General features: G+C 38.0%; 13 protein-coding genes, 1 pseudogene and 2 riboswitches. Of the genes and pseudogenes, 5 read left to right on the top strand and 9 right to left on the bottom strand.

The genetic code is table 11. The annotated features are described in order from the left end of the window. Window positions 1-60 precede the first annotated feature (60 nt). On the bottom strand, window positions 61-978 hold the full coding sequence (locus G4D61_RS03340) for an NAD(P)/FAD-dependent oxidoreductase (protein WP_025728975.1): 918 nt from the start codon (window positions 976-978) through the stop codon (window positions 61-63). A gap of 205 nt (window positions 979-1,183) precedes the next feature. On the opposite strand from G4D61_RS03340, the pseudogene G4D61_RS18060 reads away from it, so the two are divergent. Next, window positions 1,184-1,303: pseudogene (locus G4D61_RS18060) on the top strand (nitroreductase family protein); the annotation flags it as partial. Between the two features lie 106 nt (window positions 1,304-1,409). Further along, window positions 1,410-1,715 carry a nitroreductase family protein gene (locus G4D61_RS18055; protein ID WP_235929316.1) on the top strand — a complete coding sequence of 102 codons (306 nt, stop codon included), beginning with the start codon at window positions 1,410-1,412 and terminating at the stop codon, window positions 1,713-1,715. A gap of 60 nt (window positions 1,716-1,775) precedes the next feature. Here G4D61_RS18055 and G4D61_RS03330 read toward each other — a convergent pair whose 3' ends face one another. Together G4D61_RS03330 and G4D61_RS03325 are read right to left on the bottom strand one after the other, a co-directional pair. Next, on the bottom strand, window positions 1,776-3,380 hold the full coding sequence (locus G4D61_RS03330) for an APC family permease (protein WP_163173225.1): 1,605 nt from the start codon (window positions 3,378-3,380) through the stop codon (window positions 1,776-1,778). Between the two features lie 545 nt (window positions 3,381-3,925). After that, window positions 3,926-4,801 carry a DUF1028 domain-containing protein gene (locus G4D61_RS03325; RefSeq protein WP_035352881.1) on the bottom strand — a complete coding sequence of 292 codons (876 nt, stop codon included), beginning with the start codon at window positions 4,799-4,801 and terminating at the stop codon, window positions 3,926-3,928. 258 nt (window positions 4,802-5,059) lie between these two features. Here G4D61_RS03325 and G4D61_RS03320 point away from each other — a divergent pair, with 258 nt between their 5' ends. Further along, entirely contained in the window at window positions 5,060-5,602 is a 543-nt protein-coding gene (locus G4D61_RS03320; protein WP_025728978.1) for a flavodoxin family protein, read from the top strand. A 77-nt stretch (window positions 5,603-5,679) separates the two neighbouring features. On the opposite strand, the gene metE is transcribed toward G4D61_RS03320, so the two are convergent. Then, window positions 5,680-7,953: a 5-methyltetrahydropteroyltriglutamate--homocysteine S-methyltransferase gene (gene metE / locus G4D61_RS03315; protein WP_163173223.1), complete on the bottom strand. Its 2,274-nt coding sequence runs from the start codon at window positions 7,951-7,953 to the stop codon at window positions 5,680-5,682. A 120-nt stretch (window positions 7,954-8,073) separates the two neighbouring features. Continuing rightward, a riboswitch (cobalamin riboswitch) is annotated at window positions 8,074-8,261 on the bottom strand. A gap of 67 nt (window positions 8,262-8,328) precedes the next feature. After that, a riboswitch (SAM riboswitch) is annotated at window positions 8,329-8,428 on the bottom strand. 104 nt (window positions 8,429-8,532) lie between these two features. Between metE and G4D61_RS03310 the strand changes: the two genes are divergently transcribed. Further along, window positions 8,533-9,939, top strand: coding sequence for a pyridoxal phosphate-dependent decarboxylase family protein (locus tag G4D61_RS03310; protein ID WP_163173221.1), 1,407 nt, complete (start codon window positions 8,533-8,535; stop codon window positions 9,937-9,939). Window positions 9,940-10,179: 240 nt separating this feature from the next. Here the strand turns inward: G4D61_RS03310 and G4D61_RS03305 are convergent, their stop codons facing one another. Then, window positions 10,180-11,871 carry a glycoside hydrolase family 13 protein gene (locus G4D61_RS03305; RefSeq protein WP_163173219.1) on the bottom strand — a complete coding sequence of 564 codons (1,692 nt, stop codon included), beginning with the start codon at window positions 11,869-11,871 and terminating at the stop codon, window positions 10,180-10,182. A gap of 261 nt (window positions 11,872-12,132) precedes the next feature. On the opposite strand from G4D61_RS03305, the gene G4D61_RS03300 reads away from it, so the two are divergent. Next, complete coding sequence (locus tag G4D61_RS03300; protein ID WP_163173217.1) at window positions 12,133-12,435, top strand: hypothetical protein; 303 nt, start codon at window positions 12,133-12,135, stop codon at window positions 12,433-12,435. Between the two features lie 125 nt (window positions 12,436-12,560). Here the strand turns inward: G4D61_RS03300 and G4D61_RS03295 are convergent, their stop codons facing one another. From G4D61_RS03295 to G4D61_RS03280, 4 genes are all read right to left on the bottom strand, one after another. Beyond that, window positions 12,561-13,022, bottom strand: a complete 462-nt coding sequence (locus G4D61_RS03295) for a pyridoxamine 5'-phosphate oxidase family protein (RefSeq protein WP_025731095.1) — start codon at window positions 13,020-13,022, stop codon at window positions 12,561-12,563. Window positions 13,023-13,053: 31 nt separating this feature from the next. Further along, window positions 13,054-14,136, bottom strand: coding sequence for a type 2 isopentenyl-diphosphate Delta-isomerase (gene fni, locus G4D61_RS03290; protein ID WP_035352830.1), 1,083 nt, complete (start codon window positions 14,134-14,136; stop codon window positions 13,054-13,056). Between the two features lie 87 nt (window positions 14,137-14,223). Continuing rightward, window positions 14,224-14,457, bottom strand: a complete 234-nt coding sequence (locus tag G4D61_RS03285; RefSeq protein WP_163173215.1) for a non-oxidative hydroxyarylic acid decarboxylases subunit D — start codon at window positions 14,455-14,457, stop codon at window positions 14,224-14,226. Window positions 14,458-14,474: 17 nt separating this feature from the next. Beyond that, entirely contained in the window at window positions 14,475-15,896 is a 1,422-nt protein-coding gene (locus G4D61_RS03280; protein ID WP_163173213.1) for a non-oxidative hydroxyarylic acid decarboxylases subunit C, read from the bottom strand. Window positions 15,897-16,057: the final 161 nt, after the last annotated feature.

Here is a 16,057-nt window from a genome sequence, read left to right as displayed (position 1 = left end):
GTATCATTATAAAAAGCCCATTTGGTCCTACAAATGAGCTTTTTATTTGGATGATGATGTTCAATTACTTTTTTCGTTTGGCATTAAACTTTTATGAATCCAAATAGCTGCCTGGGAACCTTCCCCCATCGCAATCGTTACTTGTTCAGAATGGGCAACGATATCACCAGCCGCCCAAACGTATTCTATATTTGTCATTTTCGTTCTTGCATTCACTAATATATGACGATTTTGATGGAGCTGAACCCCAAGCTGGTTTGCAAGTTGTGAGCGTACTTCATTATTCCCAAAAGCTAAAAATCCCCTTTCTCCATAAATAGTTTGACCGTTTTCTAGCAATACTCCGTGAAAGTTTGTATTATCTACCAGCACTCTATCGATAGATGCTTCGTAAAACTTTATATGATGTTCTTTTAACTGTTGAACAATCTCCTTATCTACAGATACTTTACTATGATTAATATAAATAAGCTTATCCGTCCAATAAGTTAAAGAAAGCGCCATTTTAGCCCCTACATTCCCAGAGCCAAAAACAATTGTTTGTTTGTCGCTCACCTCATAACCATCACAGTCAGGGCAAACATAGATGGAAATGCCTAAACACGGATAAATTTCAGGAAATGGAGGGATCGTATCCATAACACCCGTTGCAAACAGCAAACGTCTTCCCCTATATATTTGATCGCTCTCCTTTACCATAACAGAAAACTCGCTATCACCTTTACCTTTTTCTATGTTTGTAGCCGTAGCATGGATAAACTCAACTTCGAGCGCTTTTGCCTGTTCGACTCCAATATTCCGTAGCACCTGCCCACTGACACCATCCGGGTATCCTAAAATATTATGATAAGCGTTACATAAATTGGAACGTCCATTATTCGAATCGATTACTAACACTTGATGGTGATATCTTCCAAGCTGAATAGCAGCCTGCAATCCTGCAATCCCACCTCCAATAATTACGCAATCATATATCATAAACTTCCCTCCGATTTTTTACTATAGTATTTACTTCCAAACTTAAAGACATTCATTACTAAATTTAGAGATGATTGGCCAAGAAGTGATACATACAGGGATTTTTATTCAGAAAAGTTTGACATTTATTTCGTCTGTCATTATTGTTAATTTATAGCATATTTTTCTCATTGATTTACTTGTATATAAAGATAGAAGGAATATTATGAATGTTAAAGAAACAATTCGACAACGACGGGAGATTACCCATTATTTAGAAAAGCCTATTTCTGAAGAAGAATTACAGCAATTGCTCAATGCTGGCTATTTAAGCCCGACCGGAAATAATCTTCCATCTAGAGAATTCGTACTCATTACGAACCGAGCTATGCTTGAGCATCTTGCTCTCTCCACTCCCTTCGTACCTTGGCTGGCAGAAGCACAAGCTGCTATTGTTATTACAGGACGTCCATCGGTTAGTAAATATTGGCTTCAGGATGCTTCTTGCTTGCGGGTTCGTTTGGCTGCAAGCTACCGATCTTGGAATTGGCTGCGCATTCGGTGCGATTTACAATGCAGAAGATCAGGCAGAAGCCGAAAAAAGAGAAGATTATGTTCGTGTTGCTTTGCATATTCCGGACGATCGCAGAATCGTAGCAATATTAGGGTTTGGATACCCAGCAGAAATGCCTCCCGCAAAAAAACAGATACAAAAAGAATCCAGCATTCATGTTGAAAAATTTGAGGAAAAAGAGTAAATCACAAAAAACCCTACTTAAAAAGATATTCTTCTTTTTAAGTAGGGTTTTGCAGTGTTATTACATATCTACACTTCCTGTTTCCTGACTGCGTTGTTCAATATCTTTCAATTCTTCTGTGTAATAAGCTGAACGGAGAGCCCATAAGTAGAACAATAGCGCACTTATTATGACAATGATCATATCCCAGCCATATGGTATGATATTATGTCCTCCAAATTGTTCGCTTCCTAAGTATGAAATAAGCATCATGTAAAGGAGATAGCAAACAAGCCATAATCCTGCTTTTATATTTCGTAAAAAGGTTTCTTTTCTCCTTTTTATTTCATAGTAGAAATAAATTGGTAAACCGATCAACATAACGAATAACACTTGACCCGTTAATGGCCATCTAGACCAATACAAGATGAGTGATGAAACGATAAAACCAATTGGAGCAATAATTGCTAATCCCTTCGTTTTTAGAGGGCGTTTAAAATTAGGAACAAGTCTCCGCAATGCCATTACCGTAACAGGACCAGCCATGTAGCTGACAACAGTTGCAACAGAGATGACTTCAACAAGCTCGCCCCAGCCCCTGAATAAATACATAAACAGATAAGCAACAACTAAGTTTAACCACATAGCAGGACGAGGAACCTTATATAGTGGATGAATGTTTCCGAAAATCTTTGGAAAATAACCGTTCTTCTCCATTCCATAAATCATTCTCGCTGTAGTAGCTGTATAAACAGTTCCTGTGCCTGATGGAGAAATAACTGCATCTGCATACATACAAACAGCCAACCAGCCAATTCCCAGTGCCATTGCAAGGTCGGCGAACGGTGATTTCATGTCTAGACCAGCCCAGCCGTGTTTCAACATACTTCCTGGAACACTACCGATGAATACAAGTTCGAGAAGAAAATAAATAACACCAGCTAATAATAGTGATAATATAACAGCTAACGGTACATTCCTACCTGGTCTTTTTACTTCTCCTGCAAGGTTAATCGGAGTTTGGAAACCGTTAAATGCAAACACAATACCAGATGTAGCAATTGCTGTTAATACTCCTGACCAGCCATTCGGCATAAATCCACCAGAAACATGTGTGAAATTATGTGTGTGAAAACCAGCAAAGAAAATACCAACAATTGTTAGCAACGGAACGACAAACTTTATAATGGTCACAATCGTATTCGCTTTCGCAAACAGCCCGACCGTCCAATAATTCAATAAGAAGAAAACGAGAACGAGAAAAAATGCTAAAGTAAGGCCGGATGTTGTTAATTCGGTACCATTATACATATTCTGTGCCCATTCCCATGGCCACGAACTCATATATTGAACAGAAGCTTCTGCCTCAATTGGGATAACAGAGACAATTGCGATCCAGTTCGCCCAACCAGCAATAAATCCTACAAATGATCCATGTGAAAATTGAGGATAGCGAACCATACCTCCCGATTCAGGAAACATTCCACCTAATTCGGCATAAGAAATTGCGATACAAATAATGATTAAACAGCCGATTACCCATGAAAAGATGGATGCGGGTCCGGCTACTTTTGCTGCTTTCCATGCTCCAAATAACCATCCTGAACCGATAATAGAACCAATACCTGTTAAAGTAAGTGCGAAAAGACCTATATCTCTTCTTAAAGTTTCTACCTTTTCTTTCACTGTAACACCTTCTTCCGTTTTAATCAGCGATGTATTTTATATTTAATTTTTAATTCAACCGTTTTCGTAAACCTGCTACTTTTTCATCAAAAAAGCAGCTGATTCCGGCTCCAAGATACTTATTTTCTGCAGGCAAACTGTGAGCCTCCTTAGCGCTTCACGCCTTCGGTGCCTCCCCTATCCCGTATCCTACAGAAGTCTCGCACCTTCCACTCCAATCAACTACTTCTTCATCTGTTTAAGTGAACAAAATTCATTTAATTTTATAAAAGAACCTTTAATTTTAACTAGTTATCCAAAACAGTATAAAAGCAAGCAATAGAAATTAATCTATTAGGCTGCTTACTTATGTAGTATTTCTATTAATCTGTTTTTTGCTAATAGTCTTTTTAGTAGTTCTCTCTCCTAGCCAGCATACCCCCTAAATGATTGAAGCATTCTACTTTTATATTTCCTTTTTTCTTTATATATAAACTACATCGCTACTATCTAATTTTGGAACGGAAAACTAATTAATTTACCATCCCAAAATTATAATACTACTTTTATTTTACTACATTTTCTAAAAATTCGACTACCTTTTTATCTATATAACCATTATTTTGTACCCGCTCATCAAAGTTTTCAATAAGCTGAAAGGCATTCAAAGCGGCAAAAAATTGTTCATCTGTAGGATCCGCCACTTTTATGTACTGTAGCTTTGTTAATTTCGATTTTAATTGCTCCTTTAGTAACACATCTATTTCGATAATATCTTCCACTGCTGATTGTTCAAAATAAAGCTTATGGAGTTCAAGAAGACGGTGTAATTCATGGACAGGATCTTTATGGTCATCTACACGGAGATCGATATAACGGTCATTTGCCCCTCCATATCCGCCGTTTTCTTTAACAATTAGTAAAGCAGCTGACTGTTTACCGCGTCTATCTCCTCCAGCAATGTCCCCAGCTAGTAATGCCTGAACTAAACGGCTCGCTAAATCCCCCCTACTCGTTTGGAAGGAATCTGCCATTGCCTTAACTGTTTGTTCATCAACTAAAATATTACCTTGGCATGCAAAGTTAGGACCAGCTATACCTCCAGCCCAATCAAAGCAATGATCGCCTGTAAATGTTGCGCTGTTCCCCTTTGCATCTACAATTCCTACTTGTCTGTCCGCTTTTTTATGATCTTCTGCAGTTAATAATGTTAGAACATCCTCGGCGCTTTTACCTTGAGCCATTAACTCAAGACCTTTGCTCCCATAATCTGGGTTCGCCCATGATTGTGTCGCAACTGCCCCGACTCCAGCTTTAGCCCATGGAACTACAGAACCGACTGCTAAAAATTTTGATGCAACCGCGACACCAAGTTCCTTTGTTTCTGGATCAAAGCCTACAATAGAAAATGTATTAACATAGTTACGTGGTATTTTAATCATCTTTTTCATATGTATCTACCTTCTTTCAAAAAATTGATTAGAGCTTGCGGCTAGACGGCTCAGCCTTCGTCTGCGGAATGTATGAGTTGTTATCAGAAAATTCAATACTTAAACACTATACAATTTTTATATATTCGTCAATAAAGTAGTTATGTTTAAACATTATTGCTACATTATATAATTACGTGAAAAGATACTTTCAAAAGTATATATTTAAATTACAGCTTTTATAAAAGGTTATATGAGGAGGAAACTTATATGTCTATTGCAGTCATTTATGGAGGGACTCGTGAAAACGGCAATACCGAGATGTTGACAGAACACGCTGTTAAAGGCCTTGAAGCGGAGACTATTTTCCTAAGCAATTATGAGATTAAACCAGTAATTGATGGTCGTCATACAGAAAAGGGATTTGGCAATGTCCAAGATGATTATAACCAGCTCATTGATCGCATCTTACTTCATGATACACTCATCTTTGCTACGCCAATTTATTGGTATTCAATGTCTGGAACGATGAAAAACTTTATTGATCGCTGGTCACAAACATTACGGGACAGTGAATATGTAAATTTCAAAACCCAAATGGCTGAGAAAAGTGCATATATCATTGCTGTTGGCGGAGATCAGCCTTATATTAAAGGACTTCCGCTCATTCAACAGTTCCAATATATATTTGATTTTATGGGAATTTCCTTTAAAGGGTATATTCTCGGTGAAGGCAATAAGCCAGGAGATATTACTCAAGATAAACGAGCTTGGCTGGCAGCAGAGCAACTACGCGAATCATTAAAGAATTAATAATATTAAACGGAGCTGTTTTAAAGACAGCTCCGTTTGCTTTTTAATCTGCTTAAATCCCCCTCTGCTTTATCGCTTTAAATCGTTGTAGGGGTCAGGCACCGATATTTATTTGCTGCTTGCACCATGTTTTTCAAGGCAGCAACTGTTTCAGCTTCGCCTCTCGTTTTTAATCCGCAATCTGGATTTACCCAAAATAGATTGGCTGGTAACACAGAAAGAGCACGGTGAATCACTTGTTCGATTTCTTCCTGTGATGGTACGCGCGGACTATGAATATCATATACACCTAGACCGATTCCTTTATCAAAACCTACGTGTTCAAAATCTTGGATTAATTCTCCGTGACTGCGCGATGTTTCAATTGAAATCACATCTGCATCTAATGCATGAATAGCTGGGAGGATATCACCAAATTCGCTATAGCACATATGTGTATGAATTTGTGTTGTATTTGCAACAGCGGCCGTTGCAATACGGAATGCCGTTACAGCCCACTGTAAATAGTCATCCCAGTTTTCCTTCTTTAGAGGCAAACCTTCCCGCAAGGCAGGCTCATCTACCTGAATCATTTCAATACCAGCTGCCTCAAGAGCTTGCACTTCCTGAATGAGAGCATCGGCAATTTGGAAAGCTACTTCTTTCCGCGGCAAATCATTTCGAACAAATGACCAGTTTAAAATCGTTACAGGTCCTGTCAGCATCCCTTTTACAGGTCTGTCAGTCAATGACTGTGCATACACTGTTTCTTTTACTGTCATTGGTTCAATAAACTCGACATTTCCATAAATGACAGGAGGCTTTACACAGCGTGACCCATATGATTGCACCCAGCCATTTGTTGTAAAAGCAAAACCTGCCAATTTTTCACCGAAGAACTCTACCATATCTGTACGTTCAAATTCTCCATGAACAAGCACATCTAAACCAATCTCTTCTTGAATGTTTACCCAGTATTGGATTTTTTCTTTAATCAAAGCTTCATATTCTTCATTGCTCAGTTCTCCAAGCCTCCATGATTTTCTAGCCTTCCTTAACTCAGCCGTTTGTGGAAAACTTCCAATTGTAGTTGTCGGTAGCACTGGCAATTTCCACTTCTCAGCCTGTAATGCATAGCGTTTCGCAAATGGAACAGCTCTATCTGTAATACGATTATCATTCGTCTGTTCATGTTCTGTTCTCCATGATGATTGCGCCAATGCTTTCAGTGCCGCTTCATTTACTTTTAATAATTGTTGCGAATGCTCTGAATCAGGATGATCGATGATCTCCTTAAGATCTTGTAATTCTTGTAATTTTTCATCTGCAAAGGCAAGACCTGCTTTTAATGTAGGGTCTAATTTTTCTTCATTCTTAATTGTGACAGGCACATGAAGTAAACTACATGACGGTTGGAGCCAAATATGATGACTTGGGACAATCTCTTTAATTTCATTTACAATATTCACAATTTGCTTGTAATCTGCTTTCCAAATGTTGCGTCCATCAATAATTCCGACTCCTAATACTTTATCTTTTGGAAAACTATGATTTTGAAGCTGCTTTATATTTTCTTCATAACCAGCAACAAAGTCTAGGCCAATCCCATTAACAGGGAAGGTTACCACTTCCTCATAAAAACTAACAGAATCAAAATAGGTTTGTAGAAAAATAGATAGATCGGGTGCCTGGCTGCGTAATTGTTTATAAACAGATTTCACTAGACCGATTTCTTCTTTTGTAATCGTCGTAACAAGCGAAGGCTCATCTAATTGAACCCACTTCACACCGGCTTCCTGTAATTCCCCCAATAATTGTCCGTACGGCGCTATTAACGAGGATAAGATATCTGCAAACTGTTCTGCCTCATATCCTTTTGATAATTTCAAAAAACTAAAAGGCCCTAGAATAACAGGCTTCCCATCAATCCCTAATTCCTCTTTTGCCTCTAAATACAATGCCAAAGCTCTATTCTCTACTAGTCTAGGAGTCTGACCTTCCAACTCAGGGACAATGTAGTGATAATTCGTGTTATACCATTTCGTCATTTCACTTGCTACGAGGTTTTTTCCCCCTCTTGCAATCTCATAGTATGTAGTTAACGAATCTGTATGATTTCCTGTAAATCGCTCTGGAATAAGACCAAATGTTACGGATGTATCTAGTACATGATCATAAAGGGAAAAATCCCCGACTGGAATGACGTCAAGTCCCGCCTGTTGCTGCTTTCGTAAATGTTGAAGACGAATTTCCTTTATTTTTTGCAAAAACTGTTCTTTATCCAAATTGCCATTCCAAAAAGCTTCGATTGTTTTTTTCCATTCTCTCTGTTCCCCAATTCGTGGATACCCTAAATTACTTGTCTTTGCCATTCATATCTCTCCCTTCATATTTAAAAAACAAAAAAGGACATTTTTACAGCAATGGGGCGCAAAAATATCCTGAAAGATCATTTGATATTTAACACCTCCCTATCTCCCGTAGGTACGTTTGTAGTGTTGTTAGAATAGGCAGGTCTCCTGGCTTATGCTTCAACACCATGATCGCCTTCCCCGTGAAAACGAGTGGCATTTTGATCATGACTCAGCAATGACAGTGGCGGGACCGCTTTGGATTTACACCAAATTCCCTTTTAAACTTTGAACATCTTATTCAAAGTACCTATTCCCGACATATTCAGTTTCCAATAACTTTTTATAAACAACAAACCTCTTCTGAAAAAGAAGAGGTTTGTTTACACAAAATTCTTCTTATCTTTCAGAATGAATCTGCTGGATGGAGCACCTTGTAACAAACAGGTTGCTGAGACGTCGTAGGGCCAGATCCCTCAATCTCTCTTGATAAGAATTTTTATTATGTTTTCATTTATTATAAAATAACAATAATTAAGTTTCAACCTTATGTTTAGAAAATTCCTATATATTATTCTACTAAAAAGGAGCGAAGAATCCATGCTGAACAATTTAGAAGAGGACAAACTAAAACTAAAAGAGATTCTTAATAAAGTAGTTGAAGAATCACTAGTTTTTTTTGGAGAGCTAGATTCCCTTCCCGCAGCAAAGATAAATGATACACTCAACTATGATACTCATTTACCAATTGAAGGAACAGGGACAATCCACGTCCTTGAGCGTTTCCTTTCAATCCATGCTAAGCAACTAAGCGGCAGTGCTGGACCAAGATATTTAGGTTTCGTTACAGGAGGGGCAACACCTGCCTCAATTGCGGGAGATTGGCTCGTCAGCGTGTTTGATCAAAATGTAACAAGTATTGAAGATTCTGCTGCTGGACTATTAGAATTAGAAACTATTTCCATGCTGCGAGAATTATTCAAACTCCCATCCAGCTTTAGCGGTACGTTTGTCAGTGGGGCAACGATGGCCAATTTTGTAGGGCTCGCGCAAGCAAGACAATGGGCTGCTCATAAGCACGGAATTGATATTTCACAACAAGGAATGTACCATCTTCCCCCTGTTAAAGTAATTAGCGGAGCTCCACACTCAAGTATTTATAAAGCTCTGTCGATGCTTGGCATGGGAAGAAAAAACCTCCATCTCATTCCATGTTTGCCGGATAGAGAAGCAGTCGATATAGAGAAACTTCGTAACTTTTTAGAAGAAAATAAACATACTCCATGCATTGTCGTCGCAAATGCCGGAACAGTTAATACAGTGGATTACGATGATTTGGAAACAATTGGACAATTACAGCAAGATTACTCTTTTTGGCTGCATATTGATGCTGCGTTCGGAGGATTTGCCGCATGTTCTGAGCAGTTTCAACATCTTGTGAAAGGAATGGAGAGCGCGGATTCTATTACAATTGATGCCCATAAATGGCTGAATGTTCCGTACGATTCCGCCATGCAGTTTACAAAACATCAGAATTTACAAGTCGAGGTATTCCAAAACAATGCTGCTTATTTAGGAAATGCTATAGAACATCCTGAGTTTGTCCATCTGACCCCTGAAAATTCAAGGAGATTTAGAGCTCTCCCCGTGTGGTTTACGTTACATGCTTATGGACGTTTAGGATGTAAACAAATCGTAGAAAGAAACGTTGAAATGGCCCAAGCTTTTACGAAAAAAATAACACAAAGTAGCCACTTTAAACTATTAGCACCGACAAGATTGAATGTCGTTTGTTTTACAGTTGTACACAAAGATGAGGGGGTAGCATCGTTTGAAGAGATTAAGCAATTTTTAGACAAACTTACAGAGGACGGACGAGTATTTATGACTCCTACTATTTATCATGGAACACCGGCAATCCGGGCTGCCTTCAGTAATTGGAGAACAAGCGCTGCAGATGTAAACATCATCTGGGAAGCATTGTGCAACGTTTATAACAGAATCTAAAACTCCATACTTTTTTCCATTGTGAAAAAGAAGAGAAGCGCTCCGGGACCGGCAAAATTTTTACTCAAAAGTGGGTGGCGAAAGCCAAACATTGCACAAATCAACTCCGGAAATTACGTAGACTGCTGCGGGAGGTTCACCAGCCGCCCGCGGATAGCGAAAGATATTTCCGGAGCGGAGTTGGAGCGCAATATTTTTGGTTTTCTTTAGCTAATATACTTTTGTCCCAGCCTCTTTCATTCAGTTAATGAATTTATAAACAATTGATTCATATGGTCGCAGTGTAATACTTGCCGAGTTATGCTTAGAAGCATCATTATAGTTGCTAATCAAAAGCTCACGTGTTTGAACATTCATATTTTCGGGTATTTCAAAAACCGTTTCGTGTTCGTAAAAATTATTGATTACAAGCAAGCGTTCATTCCCTAAAGAACGCATATAAGAAAAAACAGACTCATGATCTTCTAATATTAGATTATAATCTCCATATACAATGATTTCATGTTGTTTACGAAGCTCAATGAGCTTTTTATAATAATAGAATATAGAATGCTGATCTTCTAGGGCATTTTTTACATTAATTGTTGTATAATTAGGATTTACTTGTATCCACGGAGTGCCTGTTGAAAAGCCTCCATTTAATTCTCCACTCCATTGCATTGGCGTACGTGCATTATCACGCCCTTTTGCATAAATTGACTTCATTACTTCAGCAGGATCCCATCTTAGATGATCGACTCGATCTTTGTACATATTCTTTAATTCAATATCACGATAGTCCTCGATCTTTGAGAAACGGACATTCGTCATGCCAATTTCTTCACCTTGATAGATATATGGTGTACCTTTCATAAAGTGCAGTAATGTTGCAAGCATTTTAGCAGATTGCACACGATATTCTCCGTCATTTCCAAAGCGGGAAACGATGCGCGGCTGATCATGATTATTCCAATACAAACTGTTCCATCCTTTATTTTCTAACTGTTTTTGCCACTTAGAGAGATTTTGCTTTAAATCTTTTAAAGCTAACGGTTTTAAATCCCACTTACTTTTCCCCGGTTCATTATCGAGCCCCATATGTTCAAATTGAAACACCATATTTAATTCATTTCGATCTGCTGCTGTATATAATTCCGCCTGTTCAGGAGACACGCCCGGGCATTCGCCGACTGTCATAATATCATATTTGGATAAAACTTCTTGATGCATTTCCTGTAAATATTGATGGACACTATCGCCATTCGGTGTATATGGTTTAAACCCGTGATTTCCGTTAATCCAATCTTTGTAAGACGGCAAACATTCCTTTTTTGAAATCATATTGATAACATCCATACGAAATCCATCTATTCCTTTATCAAGCCAAAATTTCATCATCTTATAAATGGAATCACGTACTTTCGGATTTTCCCAATTGAGGTCTGGTTGTTTTTTTGAGAACATATGTAGATAGTATTCATCTGTTTCTGGACTGTATTCCCAAGTTGAACCTCCAAAAGATGACTGCCAATCTGTTGGCGGATGATTATCTTTTCCTGTTCTCCATATATAGAAATCTCTATAAGGATTCTCTTTTGATTTTTTTGCTTCAACGAACCATTGATGTTCATCTGACGTATGGTTTACGACCAAATCCATGACAAGCTTAATGCTCCGTTTATGCATTTCATCTAGAAGTTCCTCAAGATCGTCCATTGTCCCGAACTCATCCATGATCTCCTCATAATTACTAATATCATAGCCATTATCATCATTCGGTGATTGATATACTGGAGAAAGCCAAACGACGTCAACACCTAGCTGCTGCAAGTAATCAAGTTTAGAAATAATTCCGCGAATATCACCTATTCCATCTCCATTGCTATCCATAAAACTTCTTGGATAAATTTGATAAACGACGCTGCTTTTCCACCAATCTTTGCGCTTTGACATACATACCCCTCCCAAATTCAAGCCTTATCTTTCATACATCATTTTAAAAATTGTTTCGTACTTGTCATTCGTCCCAGGTGTAGCTGATTTCCGCTCCAATTAACTTTATAAGCCTTTAGAAAAACGCTTTCTTTTACAAGTAGTTTATCGTAATTACACGTTTGGCACCATTATCGGGTATTTCAACTTTTCTAAGCATGAATTCAATCATTTCTTTTCATACTAAACATGATATAAATTTTAGGAAATGATGGTGAAACAATGGAACATAAATATTCTTGCTATATGTTTTTAGCTGATGAACCTGCCCAAAAAGAAGTATTAACGGTATTTTGTGATGTAAAAGGCTATTCACAAGAAGAGGCCTATGCAAAAGTAGCCAAAGAGCTGCAAGCCAATAAAAAAGATCATAACTATGACATCAAATATGTAGGTGTGATCCAGTTTGCAGAAGTAGATCAAGACATTATAGATCGCCAAAATGAATTATTCGATAAATATGATTCGGTTTGGGTTTTGAACTGCTCTTATAAAAATAAATCATCTTCATCCTATCGCGAATAATATTTTCGTTCAGACTGAAATATGACAATTATTGACCGAAAAACTACGGAATTAGACTGAAACAGTAGCTCGACAATAAAATAAAATAAGGATGTCCCTTACTATTAAGACATCCTTATGACTCATTATGGCTGCAGTAAATCTTCAATTGTTCTGTTCCAGCGTTCAATGACTTCCTCAGAATTTTTTAATTCAATCGTTACACCTGAAGTAATGTCCGCATATTTCGCAATATCCTCACGAAGCCATGTAATCCTTGCTGCAAAACGCTCTCTTTTATATGGTGTTTCTGCAAGCTCTCGTAATTTCTCTAATGATAGACGAATATAGTGTGCTTTTCCTTTATAAAAAAGGACAAGTGTTGCCTTTTTAGTACGAATAATATTTTTAGTTGTAGACGTATCCGGCCATAAACCGAGCCGTAATTCACTGCGATTCAAGGCGACGATCTCTCCTACACTGATCATTGCCGTATGGGGCCAGCCATCCTCGCTTACAGTTAACAACATCATTGCCTCATGCTGCTTGTTGACTATCTCTTTTCCATTTAATAATTCATAAACATCTGTTGCTAATTCCAGATTCATATTCTCACCTTTTTCTTTCATCATTATTTCATTATCGCTGCTTGCTTCTTTGTGAGAAGAGCGTTATATCGATCCCTCTTGCTTCACACCATTCCCGTACTTCCTTCGTAATAACGATTGAGCAATTGCGCAGTTCATCAATATTTTTAGCTCCCAGCATCGTGCAAATAGTTTTGATTTGCTCCTGCCAATGCTTCATTTCCTCAATTGCTTCTTCAACTCCTGCTTTTAAAAGTATTTTTAAAATCGGGCTTGCTAATCCAACCGCCTTTGCTCCAAGAGATAAACACTTTACTACATCTAAAGGGTTCCGCACTCCACCTGACGCAAATACAATCATAGAATTCAAATATTCATGCGCTTCTAGCAATGCAATCGGCGTTGTTTGCCCCCATCCTTGTAAATATTCATACTCGCGGTGTTCACGCCGCTGATTTTCAATATGAATAAAATTAGTCCCTCCACGTCCGCTTACATCGACATACTGCACACCGATCTCCTTTAATAAGCGGATCGTTTCTTTGCTCATTCCAAATCCTACTTCTTTTGCAATAACAGGGATATCTATATGGTGGACAACTTGTTCAATTTGCTGCAGCCACCCTTTAAAATCTCTTTCTCCTTCTGGCATAACTAATTCCTGTGGGACATTTAAATGAATTTGAAGAGCATTTGCTTCGAGCATTTCTATAGCCCTTAATGCAAAATCAAGCGGAACATCAGCACCGACATTCGCAAAAATAATGCCTTTTGGATTTGATTTGCGAACAACTTGATATGTTTCTTTCAGTGTTTCATTTCGTAATCCAGCATGCTGTGAGCCAACTGCCATCGCCATTCCCGTTTCACATGCTATTTTTGCTAAGGAAGCATTAATTTCACCTGTCATCTTGCTTCCCCCTGTCATAGCATTAATATACATTGGGGTATCAAGCTGTAATCCTTGTATATTGACTTTCAGACTTACATCATTGAAACCTATATTCGGTAAGGACTGGTGAACAAACAAAAGCTGATCAAAATGAGAAAGTGGAAGTGAGGAATTAGACTGTGGAGATATCGCGAGCTGTACATGTTCATCTTTTCTTTTTTCACGCATTTTGTTCTCATCCATTTTACATACTCCTTATCTACCTCATATTTAATATGTTAGAAAAAAGCTAGTCCATGTCAAAGACTAGCTTTTAAGTGGTAATACATTTTATTTTACTACTTTTCTCTCTGGAATAGCAGGAACAATATCAGTATGTGGAATATTAGCGGGATTAACCTTAAATGCTCGATTATATTTTTCAGGATTTGCAATTGATTCTGGTTCATTTGAACGCCATGTGAATAAACATACAGGGCATTCGTACATTTCCCAGACCCCTTTTTTCGGTGATTTCGAAATCACAGTTGCTTCTTTTGAATCACATCTTGGACAAATATGCATACTTCAGCACTCCTTTATTATTTTCTTAACATTTCTGCAAATATTTTTTCCCACTCTTCTGTTTTTGCGGGAGATTTCAGGCCTTGAGAATAATGCCCTCTCGTTTCAGGTGCTGTAGGAGTAGTTGCATCTAATATCATTTTGTGAGTAATCCCTGCTGGCTCTGAGCCCGGATCTAAAGGTAATACTGATAGATCTGGGATGATAACCGCATCATGTTTAGCATGGAATTTTGTAGAAAGTGCCCACATTACTTGCGGCAAGTTAAATGGATCGACATCCTCATCCACAACAATAACCATTTTACAGTACCCTAGTCCATGCGGTGTTGTTAATGCACGCATTCCGACTGCTTTAGCAAAACCGCCGTAACGTCTTTTTGTTGAAATAATTGCTACGAGTCCGTGCGTATACATCGCATTAACTGCTACAATTTCTTCCGGATATGCGTCTTTTAATTGTTGATATAATGGAACACATGTATTAATTCCCATCATATAGTCAATTTCTGTCCAAGGCATTCCTAAATAAAGATGTTCAAAAAGAGGATTGCTACGGTGATATACACGATTAATTTTAATAACGGGCATTTTACGTCCGCCTGAATAATGACCAGTAAATTCACCAAATGGTCCTTCAAATTCACGTTCTCCAGCCAAAATTTCACCTTCAAGCACCACTTCCGCACCCCACGGAATATCTAAATTAGAATCTTTTGCTTTGACAATTTTATACGGCTCACCTTGAATGGCTCCGGCCATCTCATATTCTGATTGATCATATAAGATTGGTGATGACGCAACTGTCGTAATGACCGGCTCATTTCCTAGTGCAATGACAACAGGCAAGTTTTGGCCACGTTCTTCTGCTTGACGCAAATGAATCGCAATATCATGTTGCGGTACAGGCTGAATGCCTAATCGATCCTTCCCTTTTACTTGAAGACGATAGATTCCTACATTTTGCTTCCCGAAATTTTCAGGATCTTCTTGATCGCGGGAAATGACACATGCCTTATCTATATAGCAACCACCATCCCCTTCGTTTAATCTGAATAATGGCAATATATCAAACAGATTAATATTCTCTGTCACTTCTACTTCATGGAACGGAGCTGTCTCTTCACGTTGCACCGGAACAGGATAGTTGGCATAACGGCGTGCGAATTCAAAGAATTGTTCTTTTACTGGTGTATTTTTTGGCAACCCCATCATCAAAGCGTGGTTTGACCAGGAACCAATCACATTCATTGCAATTCTGGCATTATTATATCCGTTAATATTTTCAAACAAAAGTGCTGGTGTATGTTCACCTAAATTATTAATGGCACGGGCTGCCGCACCTAAATCTGTATCAGGCATTACTTCTTTTGAAATTGTTAGTAATTGATTTTCTTTTTCTAGCTTTTTTAGAAATTCACGAAAGTCTTTATAAGCCATATCACTTGCCTCCTATGTAAGTAAGTTTCACGTTTTGCTTACAAAATGATTATACGCTTCTATTTAACATACCAAAAATATCTATAAAATATATTATATATACCAATAAGGTCTATAATAGAAATTTCCTATATAATAAAAAAGTATTCACAATCAATAGG

It is taken from the genome of Heyndrickxia ginsengihumi (genome assembly GCF_011008565.1).
Classification (GTDB): domain Bacteria; phylum Bacillota; class Bacilli; order Bacillales; family Bacillaceae_C; genus Weizmannia; species Weizmannia ginsengihumi.
The sequence above is the reverse complement of the archived record's forward strand: the minus strand, read 5'-3'. Positions and strand labels throughout refer to the sequence as shown.